General features: G+C 72.6%; 13 protein-coding genes and 1 tRNA gene. 7 read left to right on the top strand and 7 right to left on the bottom strand.

Translation table 11 applies throughout. The annotated features are described in order from the left end of the window. Positions 1–122 precede the first annotated feature (122 nt). On the bottom strand, positions 123–821 hold the full coding sequence (locus tag AB0912_RS09195) for a hypothetical protein (RefSeq protein ID WP_366697327.1): 699 nt from the start codon (positions 819–821) through the stop codon (positions 123–125). A 47-nt stretch (positions 822–868) separates the two neighbouring features. On the opposite strand from AB0912_RS09195, the gene AB0912_RS09190 reads away from it, so the two are divergent. Beyond that, positions 869–1,057: a DUF5703 family protein gene (locus AB0912_RS09190; RefSeq protein WP_081223519.1), complete on the top strand. Its 189-nt coding sequence runs from the start codon at positions 869–871 to the stop codon at positions 1,055–1,057. 119 nt (positions 1,058–1,176) lie between these two features. On the opposite strand, the gene AB0912_RS09185 is transcribed toward AB0912_RS09190, so the two are convergent. The 3 genes from AB0912_RS09185 to AB0912_RS09175 all read right to left on the bottom strand — a co-directional run bounded on the left by AB0912_RS09185 (position 1,177) and on the right by AB0912_RS09175 (position 4,225). Then, positions 1,177–2,232 (bottom strand): chaplin, encoded by a 1,056-nt coding sequence (locus AB0912_RS09185; protein WP_366697325.1) that lies wholly within the window; start codon positions 2,230–2,232, stop codon positions 1,177–1,179. Between the two features lie 194 nt (positions 2,233–2,426). After that, the gene (chpH, locus tag AB0912_RS09180) at positions 2,427–2,660 is read right to left on the bottom strand and encodes a chaplin ChpH (protein ID WP_358819597.1); all 234 of its coding nucleotides are present in this window, start codon (positions 2,658–2,660) and stop codon (positions 2,427–2,429) included. Between the two features lie 239 nt (positions 2,661–2,899). Next, the gene (locus tag AB0912_RS09175; protein WP_366697323.1) at positions 2,900–4,225 is read right to left on the bottom strand and encodes a M20/M25/M40 family metallo-hydrolase; all 1,326 of its coding nucleotides are present in this window, start codon (positions 4,223–4,225) and stop codon (positions 2,900–2,902) included. Positions 4,226–4,412: 187 nt separating this feature from the next. On the opposite strand from AB0912_RS09175, the gene AB0912_RS09170 reads away from it, so the two are divergent. From AB0912_RS09170 to AB0912_RS09155, 4 genes are all read left to right on the top strand, one after another. Further along, a tRNA-Leu gene (locus AB0912_RS09170) sits at positions 4,413–4,497 on the top strand. Between the two features lie 384 nt (positions 4,498–4,881). Next, positions 4,882–8,766 (top strand): Pls/PosA family non-ribosomal peptide synthetase, encoded by a 3,885-nt coding sequence (locus AB0912_RS09165; protein ID WP_366697321.1) that lies wholly within the window; start codon positions 4,882–4,884, stop codon positions 8,764–8,766. 64 nt (positions 8,767–8,830) lie between these two features. After that, complete coding sequence (locus tag AB0912_RS09160; protein WP_366697319.1) at positions 8,831–10,225, top strand: M1 family metallopeptidase; 1,395 nt, start codon at positions 8,831–8,833, stop codon at positions 10,223–10,225. A gap of 4 nt (positions 10,226–10,229) precedes the next feature. Beyond that, positions 10,230–10,604, top strand: coding sequence for a YchJ family metal-binding protein (locus AB0912_RS09155; protein ID WP_366697317.1), 375 nt, complete (start codon positions 10,230–10,232; stop codon positions 10,602–10,604). Positions 10,605–10,732: 128 nt separating this feature from the next. Here the strand turns inward: AB0912_RS09155 and AB0912_RS09150 are convergent, their stop codons facing one another. Continuing rightward, a complete protein-coding gene (locus AB0912_RS09150) occupies positions 10,733–11,434 on the bottom strand; it encodes a FadR/GntR family transcriptional regulator (protein WP_366697315.1) in 702 nt (233 codons plus the stop codon). Between the two features lie 130 nt (positions 11,435–11,564). Between AB0912_RS09150 and AB0912_RS09145 the strand changes: the two genes are divergently transcribed. Both AB0912_RS09145 and AB0912_RS09140 read left to right on the top strand, forming a co-directional pair. After that, positions 11,565–12,086: a gluconokinase gene (locus tag AB0912_RS09145; protein ID WP_366697313.1), complete on the top strand. Its 522-nt coding sequence runs from the start codon at positions 11,565–11,567 to the stop codon at positions 12,084–12,086. A gap of 184 nt (positions 12,087–12,270) precedes the next feature. After that, positions 12,271–13,668, top strand: coding sequence for a gluconate:H+ symporter (locus AB0912_RS09140; protein ID WP_366697311.1), 1,398 nt, complete (start codon positions 12,271–12,273; stop codon positions 13,666–13,668). 154 nt (positions 13,669–13,822) lie between these two features. On the opposite strand, the gene AB0912_RS09135 is transcribed toward AB0912_RS09140, so the two are convergent. Together AB0912_RS09135 and AB0912_RS09130 are read right to left on the bottom strand one after the other, a co-directional pair. Continuing rightward, on the bottom strand, positions 13,823–14,467 hold the full coding sequence (locus AB0912_RS09135; protein ID WP_366697309.1) for a cytochrome b/b6 domain-containing protein: 645 nt from the start codon (positions 14,465–14,467) through the stop codon (positions 13,823–13,825). Beyond that, complete coding sequence (locus AB0912_RS09130; RefSeq protein WP_366697508.1) at positions 14,451–15,140, bottom strand: molybdopterin-dependent oxidoreductase; 690 nt, start codon at positions 15,138–15,140, stop codon at positions 14,451–14,453. Before AB0912_RS09130 ends, AB0912_RS09135 begins: the two co-directional genes overlap by 17 nt. Positions 15,141–15,458 lie beyond the last annotated feature (318 nt).

The raw sequence follows: 15,458 nt of genomic DNA, 5'->3' as shown, positions 1-15,458 counted from the left end.
CGCTCGCCGGCGCCCGCCCCCCCGCCCGGGCGGCCTTCGGGGGGGCCGGCCCCCGCTACGGGGGGGCGGCGTCCCCGGAACCCGGCCCCCCCCCACCCCCGTACCGGCTGGTGAAGCGGGGCTCAGCGATCCGCGTCCAGCGGGTCGAGGGGCTCCAGCTCGGTGTCGGGGACGAGGTCGTCGTCCAGGTCCTCGTCGTCCGCATCATCGTCGAACACCGCGCTGACGTCGAACCGGCACACGACACGCTGCGGGTCGATCGCCTCGAAGGGGGCTTCCAGCCATTCGCCGGGCTCGGCGGGTTCGTCGGCGGCGGTCACCCACAGGGTGGAGTCGCCCTCCTCCAGCCCGAACTCCTTGTGCCGGGAGGCGATCTCGTCCGGCTCGAACTCGCCGAACAGCACGCCGAGCGCCCCGTGCAGGGTGCCGGACGCCGCGTCGAAGGCGTCGGTCGCGGTGGCGCCGTCCTCCTCGACCGCCTCCACGCGCTGGGCCTGTGCCAGCAGTCGCTGCGGCTCCACCACCGCGTAGTCCCGGCGGATGACCACGCTCAGCGCGTTCGGTTCCTCCGGGCCGGTGTACGGCGGCAGTGTGTCGTCACTGCCGGGGATCTCGAAGGGGGTGACCTCGTCGTAGCGGTCGTAGAGGAGTTCGTCGTACTCCTCGGCAGCGGCGGCCAGCTCGTTGAACGCCTCGTACACGGCCGGGTCGTCGTCGCCCGTCCTGCGCTCGACCGCGGCCAGGTGGCGGTCGAGAGCGGTCTTGACCGCCTCGGCGGCGGCTCGTACCTCGGCAGCGGTGGGCTGCACAGCATCAGACATAGTGCAGACGCTATCCGTACCGGGGCTCTGCCCGCACAATAGATGCGATGCCGGAATACGAATTTGTCGACGTGTACGTGCCGCGCGGGGTCTCCCGCAAGGAGACGACCCGTCTGCTGACCGACCATGCCGAGTACGGACACTGGGAGTTGGACCGCCTGAGTCTGCTCCGCGACGGCAGCCGCAGGGTGCGGCTGCGTCGGCGGATCATCCGCCAGGTGCGGGCCACCTGGTGACGTAGGACCCGGGAGACAGGGAGGGGCCCCGCGATCGCGGGGCCCGCTCCGTCGCGACGCCACGGACGATCCGTGACGCCACGGTCACACCTGTGCCGGTGTCCGAACCGGCGCGCGGCTCACACGCGTGCCGAGCGGGCCTTGCGGTAGAGCACGGCGCCCGCGAGCAGCGCGGCCGCTCCGGCGGGGACGACGGCACCGACGGGCAGTTCGCTGCCCGTGTGGGCGAGCTGCGCGGGGCCGGACTGCGTGGCCTGGGCCGTCCGCACGGTGGAGCGGGTGCCCGGGTGTGTCACCTGGGAGACTCCCCCGCGGTGCTTGCCTCCGCCGACCGTTCCGGACGTACCGCCGTGCTGTCCCGGCGTGCCCGGCTGACCGGGGGTGCCGGGGTTGCCCTGGTGCCCGTGCCCCGGGTGACCCCCGTGGCCGGGGTGGCCCGGGTGGTGACCGCCGTGACCGGGGTGACCGGGCTGCCCCGGGTGACCGGGCTGACCGTGACCCGGATTGCCGGGGTTACCAGGGTGACCGGGCTGGCCCGGATGCCCCGGGTGCCCCGGCGTTCCGGGGTGTCCCGGATTGCCGGGGTGTCCCGGATTGCCGGGGTGACCCCCATGGCCGGGGTGACCGGGGTGGCCCGGCGTACCGGGGTTGCCTGGATGGCCCGGGTGTCCGGGGTTACCCGGGTGCCCCGGTGTTCCCGGGTGGCCGCCGCCCGGTGGGGTGGTGGTGTGGCCGCCGGTCGAGTCGTTCGCGCAGTCGTTGCCGGCCGCCGCGTTGCCGAGGCCGATGACGTTGACGCTGTTGCCGCAGACGTTGACGGGAACGTCGATCGGCACCTGGACGTGGTTGCCGGAGCCGACGCCCGGGGAGCCGGTCGCGTGACCGCCCGCCCGTGAGCCGCCGGCGGAGTGGGATCCGCCGGGAGCGCCGCCGCCCTGGTTGGCGCATTTGTTGCCGACGGCCGGATTGAGCAACCCGACCACGCTCACCGTGTTGCCGCAGACGTTGACCGGCACGTGCACCGGCACCTGCACCGTGTTGCCCGACAGCACGCCGGGGGACCCCGACGCCGAGCCGGTCGCGCCCGTGTCGGCGTGTGCGGACACACCGGTCACGGCGATCACACCACTCGCCGCGGCCACGGTCATCAGGCCTTTGCGGGTGACCTGTCGCATAGCTGTATCCCTGCCTCAGTCCTTGGGACGTGGACCATCAAGAACGCGCACGCGCCCACGAGACGGGTGCGCGGGAAGCAGGTCGGCCCCGGAGCGCATGGCGCGCACTCCGGGGCCGACTGGCTCAGACCTTCACGAAGTGACCCTCATGAGGCGACCCCATGGGGTGCCCCGTCCCGAGACGGGGCACGACGTCACTTGTTGAAGCAGGTGTTGCCGAAGGCGGGGTTCAGCAGCCCGATCACGGAGACCGTGTTGCCGCAGACGTTCACCGGGACGTGAACAGGCACCTGGATGACGTTGCCGGAAACGACGCCCGGGGAGTGCACGGCAGCACCCTGAGCACCGGAATCGGCGACAGCCAGGCCCGCACCCGCGAGAACCAGACCGCCAGTGGCAGCCGCAGCGGCGACGACCTTCTTGATCATTATTCCTCCTTGTTGGCAAACGCGATCCCAAGTAGCTGATCGCAATACCTGTAACGAGGAGGGAGTAGTAGAGCTACTAGCGGATGGTCACATTCACCCGTCCCGGGCGATCTTCGTACGGGCAGCCGAATGTCGGCGTCAACGCCGCGACCCGCCGGGCCGGTGAGGCCGGTGAGGCCGGGAGGGACGCGGTCGGCGAGGCCGGGCGGGACGCGGCCGGCGGGCCGGGGCGGCGGTGGTCAGGACGCGTCGATGAACCGGTCCAGCACGCGCACGCCGAACCGCAGACCGTCCACCGGCACCCGCTCGTCCACGCCGTGGAACATGCCCGCGAAGTCCAGCTCCGGGGGCAGCTTGAGCGGCGCGAAGCCGAAGCCCCGGATGCCGAGGTCGTCGAAGGACTTGGCGTCGGTGCCGCCGGAGAGCATGTAGGGGATCGCCTTGGCGGCGGGGTCCTCGGCCACCAGAGCGGACTGCATCGCCTCGACGAGCGCGCCGTCGAAGCCGGTCTCCACCGCCTTGTCGGCGTGCACGTCGGACCGGCGGACGTTCGGGCCGAGCAGCCGGTCGAGGTCGGAGAGGAACTCCTCCTCGTAGCCGGGCAGGAAGCGGCCGTCGATGTGGGCGGTGGCCTCGCCGGGGATGACGTTGACCTTGTAGCCGGCGTTGAGCTGGGTGGGGTTGGCGGTGTTGCTGAGGGTGGCGCCGATGAGCTTGGCGATGCCGCCGAGCCTGGCGAGTGTGGACTCCATGTCCTCCGGGTCCAGCTCGGTGCCGAGCGCGTCGCCGAGTTCGTCCAGGAAGGCGCGGGTGGTCTTGGTGACCCGTACCGGGAACTTGTGACGGCCCACCCGGGCGACGGCCTCGGACAGCTCGGTGATGGCGTTGTCCCGGTGGATCATCGAGCCGTGCCCGGCGGTGCCGGCCACGGTGAGCTTCATCCAGTGCATGCCCTTCTCGGCGGTCTGGATGAGGTAGAGCCGGCGCTGCTCGTTCACCGTGAAGGAGAAGCCGCCGACCTCGCTGATCGCCTCGGTGACACCCTCGAACAGCTCGGGGTGATTGTCGACCAGGTAGCGGGCGCCGTACGTGCCCCCCGCCTCCTCGTCGGCCAGGAAGGCGACGACGATGTCACGCGGGGGCTTGCGGCCGGTACGCAGCCGGTCGCGCACCACGGCCAGCGTCATGGCGTCCATGTCCTTCATGTCGACGGCCCCGCGTCCCCACACGCACCCGTCGGCGATCTCGCCGGAGAACGGGTCGTGGGTCCAGTCCGCCGCGTTGGCGGGCACGACGTCGGTGTGGCCGTGGATGAGGAGCGCGGGCCGCGAGGGGTCCTCGCCCTCGATGCGGGCCACGGTGGAGGCGCGGCCCGGGTGGGACTCGAAGATCCGCGGCTCCAGACCGACCTCGGCGAGCTTCTCGGCGACGTACTCCGCGGCCTTGCGCTCACCCGGCCCCGAGTGGTCGCCGTAGTTGCTGGTGTCGATCCGGATCAGCTCGCGGCAGAGGTCCACGACCTCGTCCTGGCCGGTGACGCTGCTGGTCGTGCCGGTGTCGCTCACGCTGCTTCCTCCCGCTGTCGCCGCTGGTGGTCTCCCTCATCCTCTCTCCCCCGGCGCTCTCCTCCCAAGGCAGGTCCCGGCCCGTCACACGCCGTTCACGCCGCGACGGGGGGTGATCGAGGCTCCTGGAAAGCCTGGTAATGTTTTCTCTGTCGCCGCGAGGGAAACCCCGCGCGACAGACACCTTGTCCGGGTGGCGGAATGGCAGACGCGCTAGCTTGAGGTGCTAGTGCCCTTTATCGGGCGTGGGGGTTCAAGTCCCCCCTCGGACACAGAGAAGGGTGAGGGCCCCGACCGTTGAGGTCGGGGCCCTCACTCGTTGTGCGCGACCGGCCCCCGACGGCCTCCGGCCTGCGGCCGGGCGGCCCTCGACGGGCCGTGGAGCGGTGCTCCGCCGGGGCTCTCGCTCCTTGTGTCCGCCGTGTCACGGACAGATGTGGGGCAGATCTCGTCACGCTGACATACCTCCACGTCAACGCACCGGAATCAAAGGCTCCGGTGCCCCGGGCGGAGGCCTCGCATGGCTGATGACCAGGGCCGAGGCTAGCGTCGTACTAAAATTGCAGGCTTGTTCGGAGCTGGACCGGAACATCCCCAGGCGTACCTGCGGGCCCACCAGCGCCCCGGCTCTCCCGGGAACAACACGTGAGGACCCGATGGCAGCCCTCCAGCAAGGCCCAGCGGTCGCGTTGTCCGACGACGAGGTGCGTGCGGAGTTCGGTGACCAGGCGCGCTTCTCCGCCGCCCCGGCCGCGTCGCCGCGCACCCTTGTCGACATCCTCGACGCGTCCGTACGGGCGTACCCCGACGAGCCCGCCCTCGACGACGGGCGGCGCGCGCTCACCTACCGTGCGCTGGCCGCCGAGGTCGAGGCGATGCGGCGGCGGCTCGCCGAGGCCGGGGTAGGGCTCGGCGACCGGGTCGGGGTACGGGTCCCGTCCGGCACGAACGAGCTGTACGTCGCGATCCTCGGGGTGCTGGCGGCGGGTGCCGCCTATGTGCCGGTGGACGCGGAGGACCCGGACGAGCGGGCCGAGCTGGTCTTCGGGGAGGCGGAGGTGCGCGCCGTCGTCGGGGCCGGGCACGAGCTGACCGTCCGCGGCCGCTCCGAAATACCCGCCGGGCGGCCCGGGATCGAGCACGACGCGTGGATCATCTTCACCTCGGGCTCCACCGGCAAGCCCAAGGGCGTGGCCGTGAGCCACCGCGGCGCCGCCGCCTTCGTGGACGCCGAGGCCGGTCTCTTCCTCGCCGAGGAGCCGATCGGGCCCGGCGACCGGGTGATGGCGGGCCTGTCCGTCGCCTTCGACGCCTCCTGCGAGGAGATGTGGCTGGCCTGGCGGTACGGGGCCTGTCTGGTGCCGGTGCCCCGCTCCCAGGTGCGCAGCGGCGCCGATCTGGGGCCCTGGCTGGTCGAGCAGGAGATCACCGTGGTCTCCACCGTGCCGACCCTCGCCGCGCTGTGGGAGCCGGAGGCGCTCAACGAGGTCCGGCTGCTGATCTTCGGCGGTGAGGCCTGCCCGCCCGAGCTGACCCAGCGGCTGGTGACCGAGGGCCGCGAGGTGTGGAACACGTACGGGCCGACCGAGGCGACCGTGGTGGCCTGTGCCTCGCTGCTGACCGGTGAGGAGCCGATCCGGATCGGGCTGCCGCTGAACGGCTGGGAGCTGGCCGTCGTCGACGAGGCCGGTGAGCTGGTGCCGATGGGCGCGAGCGGCCAACTGGTGATCGGCGGGGTCGGGCTGGCCCGGTATCTCGACGCCGAGAAGGACGCGGAGAAGTACGCGCCGCTCGCCTCGCTGGGCTGGGAGCGGGCGTACCGCAGCGGCGACCTGGTCCGGGCCGAGCCCGAGGGGCTGGTCTTCCTCGGGCGGGCGGACGAGCAGATCAAGCTGGGCGGACGCCGGATCGAACTCGGCGAGGTCGACGCGGCGCTCCAGGCGCTGCCCGGGGTCGCGGGAGCCGCGGCGGCGGTGCGCACGGCGCGCGGCGGCAACCAGCTCCTGGTGGGCTATGTGGTCACCCAGGACGGCTGGGACCAGGCGACGGCGGTCGAGAAGCTGCGGGCCGAGCTGCCCGCCGCGCTGGTGCCGCTGCTCGCCCCCGTGGAGGACCTGCCGACCCGGACGTCGGGCAAGGTCGACCGGAACGCGCTGCCCTGGCCGCTTGAGGGTCTGCAGACCGGCGGCGCGACCGAGCCGCTGTACGGCACCGAGGCGTGGCTCGCCGAGCAGTGGAGCGAGGTGCTCGGCATCCCGGTCGGCGGTTCGGCCGACGACTTCTTCGCGATCGGCGGCAACAGTCTCGCGGCGGCGCAGCTCACCACCCGGCTGCGCGCCCGCTATCCGAGCGCGGCCGTGCTGGACATCTACCAGCAGCCGGTGCTGCGCAAGCTGGCCCGGCATCTGGAGAAGTCCGCCCAGGACGACGGGGCCGGCCGGACGGTCGCGCCGGTCCCGACGCGGGCCAAGGTGATCCAGCTTCTCGTGCTGCTGCCGCTGTTCACGCTGCTGGGGCTGCGCTGGACCGTGGCGCTGGCCGCGCTCGGGAACGTACTGCACTGGTTCGGGCCGTATCCGTGGGCGCCGAGCGCCTCGTGGTGGCTGGTGGGCGCGGCGGGGCTCGTGCTGTTCAGTCCGCCGGGGCGGCTCGCGATCGCCGCGGGCGGGGCGCGGCTGCTGCTGCGCGGTCTGAAGGCCGGCCGCTATCCGCGCGGCGGCTCGGTCCACTTGCGGCTGTGGACGGCGGAGCGGCTCGCCGAGTTCAGCGGCGCGACCTCGCTGACCGGTTCCTGGCTGGAGCGGTACGCCCGTGCGCTGGGCGCGCGGGTCGGCCCGGACGTGGATCTGCACTCGCTGCCGCCGGTGACCGGCATGCTCAAGCTGGGCCGGGGTGCCGCGGTGGAGTCCGAGGTGGATCTGTCGGGGTACTGGCTGGACGGTGACCGGCTGGAGATCGGCGCGGTGAAGGTGGGCGCGGGCGCGGTGGTCGGGACGCGCGGCATCCTGTTCCCGGGGGCCCGGGTCGGCAAGCGCGCCGAGGTGGCGCCGGGGTCGGCGGTCGCGGGGCAGATCCCGACCGGGCAGCGCTGGGCGGGTGCGCCGGCGGGCAAGCTGGGCAAGGCGAAGCGGGCGTGGCCCAAGGACCGGCCGCGGCGCGGCACGTACTGGCGGGTGATGTACGGGGCGAGCGGGTTCGCGCTGACGGCGCTTCCGGTGCTGGCGGCCGTCGCGGCGCTGCTCGTGGCGCGGGTCTTCGTGAGCGCGGACGCCGGGTTCGGGGAGGCGCTGCGCGGGGCGGCGGTCGCGCTGGTGCCGGCGACGCTGGCCTTCGGTCTGGCGTACGCGCTGCTGCTGCTGGTCGCCGTGCGGCTGCTGAGCCTCGGGCTCCGGGAGGGTACCCATCCGACGCACAGCCGGATCGGCTGGCAGGCGTGGACGGTCACCCAGCTCATGGACCGGTCGCGGGAGACGCTGTTCCCGCTGTACGCGGGGCTGATCACGCCGGTGTGGCTGCGGCTGCTCGGGATGCGGATCGGGCGGGGCGCGGAGATCTCCACGGTGCTCGCGCTGCCGAGTCTGACCACGGTCGGCGAGGGCGCGTTCCTCGCCGACGACACGCTGACCGCTCCGTACGAGCTGGGCGGTGGGTGGATGCGGATCGGGCGGGCGGAGATCGGCCGGCGGGCGTTCCTCGGGAACTCCGGGATGACGGCGCCGGGCCGCAGCGTGCCCGACGGCGGTCTGGTCGGTGTGTTGTCGGCGACGCCGAAGAAGGCGAAGAAGGGCAGCTCGTATCTGGGGCTGCCGCCGGTGAAGCTGCCGCGTTCGGCGCAGGGCGGGGACCAGAGCCGCACCTACGATCCGCCGGCCCGGCTGCTGTGGGCGCGGGGGCTGGTGGAGGCGTGCCGGATCGTGCCGGTGTTCTGCTCGGCGGCGCTGGCCGTCCTGACGGTCGCCGCGCTGTGCGCGCTGGGCCCGTGGGCGTGGGTGTTCCCGGGCGCGGTGCTGCTGGCGGCCGGGTTGCTCGGGTGCCTGGTGTCGGTCGTGGCGAAGTGGCTGCTGGTGGGCCGGCACCGGGCCGGTGAGCATCCGCTGTGGAGCGGTTTCGTGTGGCGCAACGAGCTGGCGGACACCTTCGTGGAGGTCGTCGCCGTGCCGTGGCTGGCGGGCGCGGTGCCGGGTACGCCGCTGCTGACGGCGTGGCTGCGCGGGCTCGGCGCGCGGATCGGCCGGGGCACGTGGGTGGAGAGCTACTGGCTGCCGGAGACGGACCTGGTGACGCTGGAGGACGCGGTCACGGTGAACCGGGGCTGTGTCCTGCAGACCCACCTCTTCCACGACCGGATCTTGCGGACGGATACTGTGGTCCTCCGTGAGGGCGCCACCCTGGGTCCGGGCGGAATCGTCCTGCCCGGCAGCTCCGTCGGGGCCCGCTCCACGCTGGGTCCCGCGTCGCTGGTGATGGCGGCGGAGTCCGTTCCCGACGACACCCGCTGGCTGGGCAACCCGATCGAGGCCTGGCGTTCCCCGCAGGCCTGAGCCGGTCGGACACGAAGGGCGGTACAGCGGTACGTCGAGGACAGGGCAGGGAGCAGTCGCAGCAGTGAGCGTTCAGCAGACAGCGGGACCGGACCCCTACTTCCCGGCCAACGGCGATCCCCGTTACCGGGTGCACCGGTACGAGCTGGCGCTGGACTATCGCCCCGCCCCGAACCGGCTGTCCGGCACCGCGCGGCTCAACGCCATAGCGGGCCGCTCCCCGCTGGCCGAGTTCCAGCTCAATCTGGCGGACTTCCGGATCGGCCGGATCCGGGTCGACGGGAAGGCGGCGCACTACACGCACCGCGGCGGGCGGCTGCGGGTCCGGCCCGCGAAGCCGGTCCGGGCCGGTGCCGCGTTCACCGTGGAGGTGCAGTGGTCGGGCAACCCCAAGCCGGTGCACAGCCCGTGGGGCGGGATCGGCTGGGAGGAGCTGGAGGACGGGGCGCTGGTGGCGAGCCAGCCGGTCGGTTCGCCGTCCTGGTATCCGTGCAACGACCGGCCCGCCGACAAGGCCGCCTACCAGATCTCGGTCACCACGCCGTCCGCGTACGCGGTGGTGGCCGGCGGCCGGCTGCTGACCCGGACGGCGAAAGCGTCCACGACGACCTGGGTGTACGAGCAGGCCGCGCCGACCTCCAGCTATCTGGTCGGCCTGTCGATCGGCAAGTACCAGACGGTGCTGCTCGGCGACCCGGGCCTCGGGGGCGTGCCGCAGTCCGGGCATCTGCCGGCGCGGCTGCTCCCGGAGTTCTCCCGGGACTTCGCCCGGCAGCCCGCGATGATGGAGCTGTTCGAGGATCTCTTCGGGCCCTATCCGTTCGGTGAGTACGCGGTGGTGGTGACCGACGAGGAACTCGATGTCCCGGTCGAGGCACAGGGGTTGTCGCTGTTCGGCGCCAACCATGTGGACGGGGCGCGGGGTTCGGAGCGGCTGATCGCGCACGAGCTGGCCCACCAGTGGTTCGGCAACAGTGTGTCGATCGCCGACTGGCGGCACATCTGGCTGAACGAGGGGCTCGCGAAGTACGCCGAGTGGCTGTGGTCGGAGCGGTCGGGCGGGCGTCCGGCGCACCAACTGGCGGGCGTGGCGCACCGGAAGCTGTCCGCGCTGCCGCAGGACCTGCTGCTGTCCGACCCGGGCCGCAAGCTGATGTTCGACGACCGGCTCTACGAGCGGGGCGGGCTGACGGTGCACGCGGTCCGCTGCGCGCTGGGCGACGAGGCGTTCTTCCGGATGCTGCGCGGCTGGACCGCCCTGCACCGCGGCGGCGCGGTCACCACGTCCGTGTTCACCGCGCACGTCGCCCGCTACGCGGCCGAGCCGCTGGACGGCCTCTTCACCGCCTGGCTGTACGAGACGGCGCTCCCGGCGCCGCCCGCGCCGGCCGTCCGGTTGCCGGCCCGGCCCAGCTATCCGCCCACCACCACCGACCCGGCGCGGGTCCGGGGAGAATGACGCGATGACCAGCCGTTCCTGTCCTTGCGGGCTCGCCGAGCCGTACGCGCGCTGCTGCGGGCGCTTCCACCGCGGTGAGGCCGCGGCGCCGAGTGCCGAGGCCCTCATGCGGTCGCGGTACTGCGCCTTCGTCCAGGAGGACGAGGCCTATCTGCTGCGCACCTGGCATCCGCGGACCCGGCCGGCCCGGGTGGAGTTCGACCCCGGGACGCGGTGGACGGGGCTGGAGATCCTCGGCGCGGAGCAGGGCTCGGCGTTCCACTCGACGGGGACGGTGACGTTCCGGGCCGCGTACCGGGGCGGTTCGCTGCACGAGCGCAGCCGGTTCGAGCGGGTGGACGGCGCGTGGGTGTACGTGGACGGGGACTTCCTCGACTGATCCTCGGCGCCGGCCGTCGTGGAGGGGCCGCTTCCGGGTGACCGCCCGGCCGCCGTGTCCGGCCGTCGTGGACGGACCGCCTCCGGGCCTGACCGGCGCCGCCCGTGCCGCCCGCCGTGTCCGGGCGCTCAGGGGGCCAGGATGTCCAGTTCCTGGAGGGCGCCGACGGTGATCTCGCGGGTGAGCTGTTCGGCGCGCGCGGCGTCGCCCTCGCGGACCGCCTCGGCCACCTTGACGTGCAGGGTGACGGCGGCGGGGTCGGGGTTCGCGAACATCACCTCGTGGTGGGTCCGGCCGGACAGGACCTCCGCGACGACGTCCCCGAGGCGGGCGAACATCTCGTTGCCGGACGCGTTGAGGATCACGCGGTGGAAGGCGACGTCGTGGACGAGGTAACCCTCCAGTTGCCGGCCGCGTGAGGTGGCGACCATGCCGAGCGCGCACTCGGTGAGCCGGGCGCACTGTTCGGCTGTGGCGTTTTGGGCGGCGAGTCCGGCGGCGACCGGCTCGACGGCGGAGCGCAGCACGGTGAGGGAACGGAGCTGGTGGGGGCGGTCGGCGCCGGCCAGCCGCCAGCGGATGACCTGCGGGTCGTAGACGTTCCACTCGGCCTTGGGGCGGACGGTCACTCCGACCCGGCGGCGGGACTCGACCAGGTACATGGACTCCAGGACCCGGACCGCCTCGCGCATCACGGAGCGCGACACCTCGAAGCGCTGGGCCAGTTCGTCGGTGCGTAGGACGCTCCCCGGGGGGTAGTCGCCCGCCGTGATGGCCGGCCCGAGGGATTCCAGTACGTGTCCGTGCAGCCCCCGGCCCCGTGTGCTCATGACGTCAGCGTACGAGGCGGACGCCACAATCAAAAAGTCAGACTTATATGTCACAGCTACTTGAATTCGTCGTACCTAATGCGTTTCAGTGGCGTCGACATCAGATGTCGACGAAGACAGCGAGAGCGTGATGCAGCAGAGTCCCTCACCCCATGTCCTGGTGGTCATGGGCGTCGCCGGTACCGGCAAGACGACCATCGGGCCGCTGCTCGCGGCCCGGCTCGGTGTCCCCTACGCCGAGGGCGACGACTTCCACCCGCAGGCCAACATCGCCAAGATGTCCGCCGGGACACCGCTGACCGACGACGACCGCGGGCCCTGGCTGGACGCCATCGGGCAGTGGGCGCACGACCGGGCCGGGCTCGGCGGTGTGGTGAGCTGCTCGGCGCTCAAGCGCGGTTACCGGGACCGGCTGCGCGCCGCCGCCCCCGGGGTCGTCTTCGTCCACCTCGCCGGTGACCGCGCGCTGATCGAGGGCCGGATGGCCGAGCGCAAGGGCCACTTCATGCCCACCGCGCTGCTGGACTCGCAGTTCGCCACGCTTCAGCCGCTGGCCGCCGACGAGGCGGGGGTCGAGGTGGACGTGGCCGGCGACCCCGCCGACATCACCGAGCGTGCCGTGGCCGCGCTCGAGCGCCTGACGCCTCCATAGGGGGCCGCGCTTCCGCGCCGCGAGCGCCGACTCCGTGCCGTAAGCGCGTATGCGCCGTCTTCGCGCCGCGTCACCTCGCGTGTGGGGCGACGACGGGGGGCTCGACGCCCCCTTTGCCGCACCCCCTTCCACGCGAACCTCCCCGCGATTTTCCACGCGACCTTCCACCGACAAGGGACTCACCGTGACCAGACTCAGTGTCGAGATGCTGGCAGCGGACGCCGTCGAACCGATCACCTCGGCGGGCCACGCTCAACTGGGCATAGCCGTGCTGGCGGGCATCGCCGTCATCGTGCTGCTCATCACCAGGTTCAAGCTGCACGCCTTTCTGGCCCTGACCATCGGCTCGCTGGTCCTCGGCGCGGCCGCCGGAGCACCGCTCGACAAGGTCATCGTCAGTTTCTCGGGCGGGCTCGGCTCGACCGTGGCCGGCGTGGGTGTGCTGATCGCCCTCGGCGCGATACTCGGCCGGCTGCTCGCCGACTCGGGCGGTGCCGACCAGATCGTCGACACCATCCTGGCGAAGGCGGGCGGCCGGGCGATGCCCTGGGCGATGGTGCTGATCGCCTCCGTGATCGGGCTGCCGCTGTTCTTCGAGGTCGGCATCGTGCTGCTGATTCCGGTGGTGCTGATGGTCGCGCGGCGCGGCAACTACTCGCTGATGCGGATCGGCATCCCGGCCCTCGCGGGCCTGTCGGTGATGCACGGTCTGATCCCGCCGCACCCCGGTCCGCTGGTCGCGATCGACGCGGTCAAGGCCAACCTCGGTGTCACGCTCGCCCTCGGTGTGCTGGTCGCCATCCCGACGGTGATCATCGCCGGCCCGGTGTTCTCCCGCTACGCCGCCCGCTGGGTGGATGTCCAGGCGCCCGACCGGATGATCCCGCAGCGCGCCTCCGAGGACCTGGACAAGCGCCCGAGCTTCGGCGCCACGCTCGCCACCATGCTGCTGCCCGTCGTGCTGATGCTGGCCAAGGCGCTGGTGGACATCGTCGTGGACGACCCGGCGAACGGCACGCAGCGCGTCTTCGACGTCGTCGGCGCCCCGCTGATCGCGCTGCTCGCCGCGGTGATCGTGGGCATGTTCACCCTGGGCCGGGCGGCCGGCTTCACCCGGGACCGCATCTCGACCACCGTCGAGAAGTCCCTCGCGCCGATCGCCGGTGTGCTGCTGATCGTGGGCGCGGGCGGCGGCTTCAAGCAGACCCTGATCGACTGCGGCGTCGGCAAGATGATCCTGGACATCTCCAAGGACTGGTCGATCCCCGCACTGCTGCTCGCCTGGCTGATCGCCGTGATCATCCGGCTCGCGACGGGTTCGGCGACCGTGGCCACCATCTCGGCGGCCGGTCTGGTGGCGCCCCTCGCGGCCGACATGTCGACCGCGCACACCGCCCTGCTCGTCCTCGCGATCGGCGCCGGCTCGCTCTTCTTCAGCCATGTCAACGACGCGGGATTCTGGCTGGTGAAGGAGTACTTCGGGCTGGACGTCGGCCAGACCGTCAAGACCTGGTCCGTGATGGAGACGATCATCTCGGTGGTGGCGGGCGGCCTGGTGCTGCTGCTGTCACTGGTCATCTAGCTTGCTGTCACCGGTCATCTAGCTCCGCTTCGGGAGCGGGTCCACGGTGCCGGACCGGTCGGGGGCGGGTCCGGGATGGCGGGGCCGCCCCCGACCGGCTGTCGCGTGGACGTACGGTCACGGCCGCCCCCGCCCCGCCCTCACCGCCGTACGGTCACGGCCGCCACAACGGGTGCTCCCGTTCCGCCCATTCGCGGCTCACCGAGCCCGTGCGCAGGCCGCGGCGGGCCTCCGGGTCGCCCAGCGCCATGCCGATGTGGCCCGCGAGGACGATGCCGATCGTCAGCGCCAGCCAGTCGTGTACGAAGGTCGCCGAGGTGCGCCACATCAGCGGGGTGAGGTGGGTGAACCACATCAGCAGGCCGGTGCCCACCATCACCAGGGTGGCCCCGGCGATCCAGGCGGCGTAGATCTTCTGGCCCGCGTTGAACTTGGCCGCCGGGCGGGAGTCCCTGCGCTTGTCGCGGCGCAGCGCGGCGCGCAGCCACACCCGGTCGTGCGGGCCGAAGCGGTTGAGGTGGCCGAGGTCGCGGCGGAACGCCCGGGAGGCGAGGCCCGCGACGACCGGGACCGGGAGCAGCAGTCCGGCCCATTCGTGGACCCGGACGACGAGTTCGCGGCGGCCGACGAGTTCGGCGAATTCGGGGACGTAGAGGCAGGCGGCGGTGGCCACGCACAGACCCATCAGGACGGCCGTGCCGCGGTGCACCCAGCGCTCGGCCGCGGTGAAGCGGCGGACGTGCCGGGACGGGCTCGGGGCGGCGGACACGGCGGGGGTGCCGTCAGCTCGTGGGTTCATCGTCGCGTCCGTTCGAACGGCCGACCCAGGCGTCGACGTCGTAGCCCCGGTTCTCCCAGTACCCGGGACGCACGTCCTCGGTGACCGTGATGCCGGAGAGCCACTTGGCGGACTTGTAGAAGTACATGGGCGCGACGTAGAGGCGGACGGGGCCGCCGTGGTTGTGGCCGAGGGGCTTGTCCTGCATGCGCAGGGCCACCAGGACGTCCACGCGGCGGGCCTGGCGGAGCGTCAGGCTCTCCGAGTACGCGCCGTCGAAGCAGGTGAAGCGGACCGCGCCGGCCGAGGAGCGGACGCCGGCCGCGTCGAGCAGGTCGGACAGGCGGACGCCCTCGAAGGGGGTGCCGGGGACCCGCCAGCCGGTGACGCACTGGACGTCGTGGACGAGCCGGGTCTGCGGCAGCGCGCGCAGGTCGGCGAGGGTGTAGCTGCCGGGGCGGTCGACCAGGCCGTCGACGGTGAGCCGGTAGTTCGTCTCGTTCCGGTGCGGGACGGAGGAGGTCACCGAGTAGTAGCGGAAGCCGCCGCCGTTGGGGAGCAGTCCGGTCAGCCCGGTGGGGTCCTTCTCGGAGGCGCCGGCGAGGAACGACTCCATGGCGCGCTGGAGGGTGGGGGCGGCCAGGACGCCGAGGGCACCGAGTCCGAGGGTGCCGAGCAGCACGCGCCGGCCGATGGGCTTGCCCGGTTCCTCCGGGTGCGGCGGCGGGCTCGGCGGCGGGGGGCTGTGTGGGTCCTGCGGGTTCGACGGCGGGGGGCTGTGCGGGTCCTGCGGGGTCGACAGCGGAGGACTGTGCGGGTCCTGCGGGTTCGACAGCGCGGGGCTCTGCGGGTCCTGCGGGTTCGGCAGTCGGGGGCTGTGCGGGTCCCCCGGGCTCCGGGGGCGCGGATGCCCGGGGTCCGGTTCGCCGGGCCGTTCGGTGTTCACCCGTCGATTCGAGCACCCGCGACCCCCAAAAGGCCAGTCCTGCCGGGTGCTCGTCGGGTATTACGT

The organism is Streptomyces sp. NPDC007084 (genome assembly GCF_040703595.1).
In the GTDB taxonomy this organism is placed as follows: domain Bacteria; phylum Actinomycetota; class Actinomycetes; order Streptomycetales; family Streptomycetaceae; genus Streptomyces.
The sequence above is the reverse complement of the archived record's forward strand: the minus strand, read 5'-3'. Positions and strand labels throughout refer to the sequence as shown.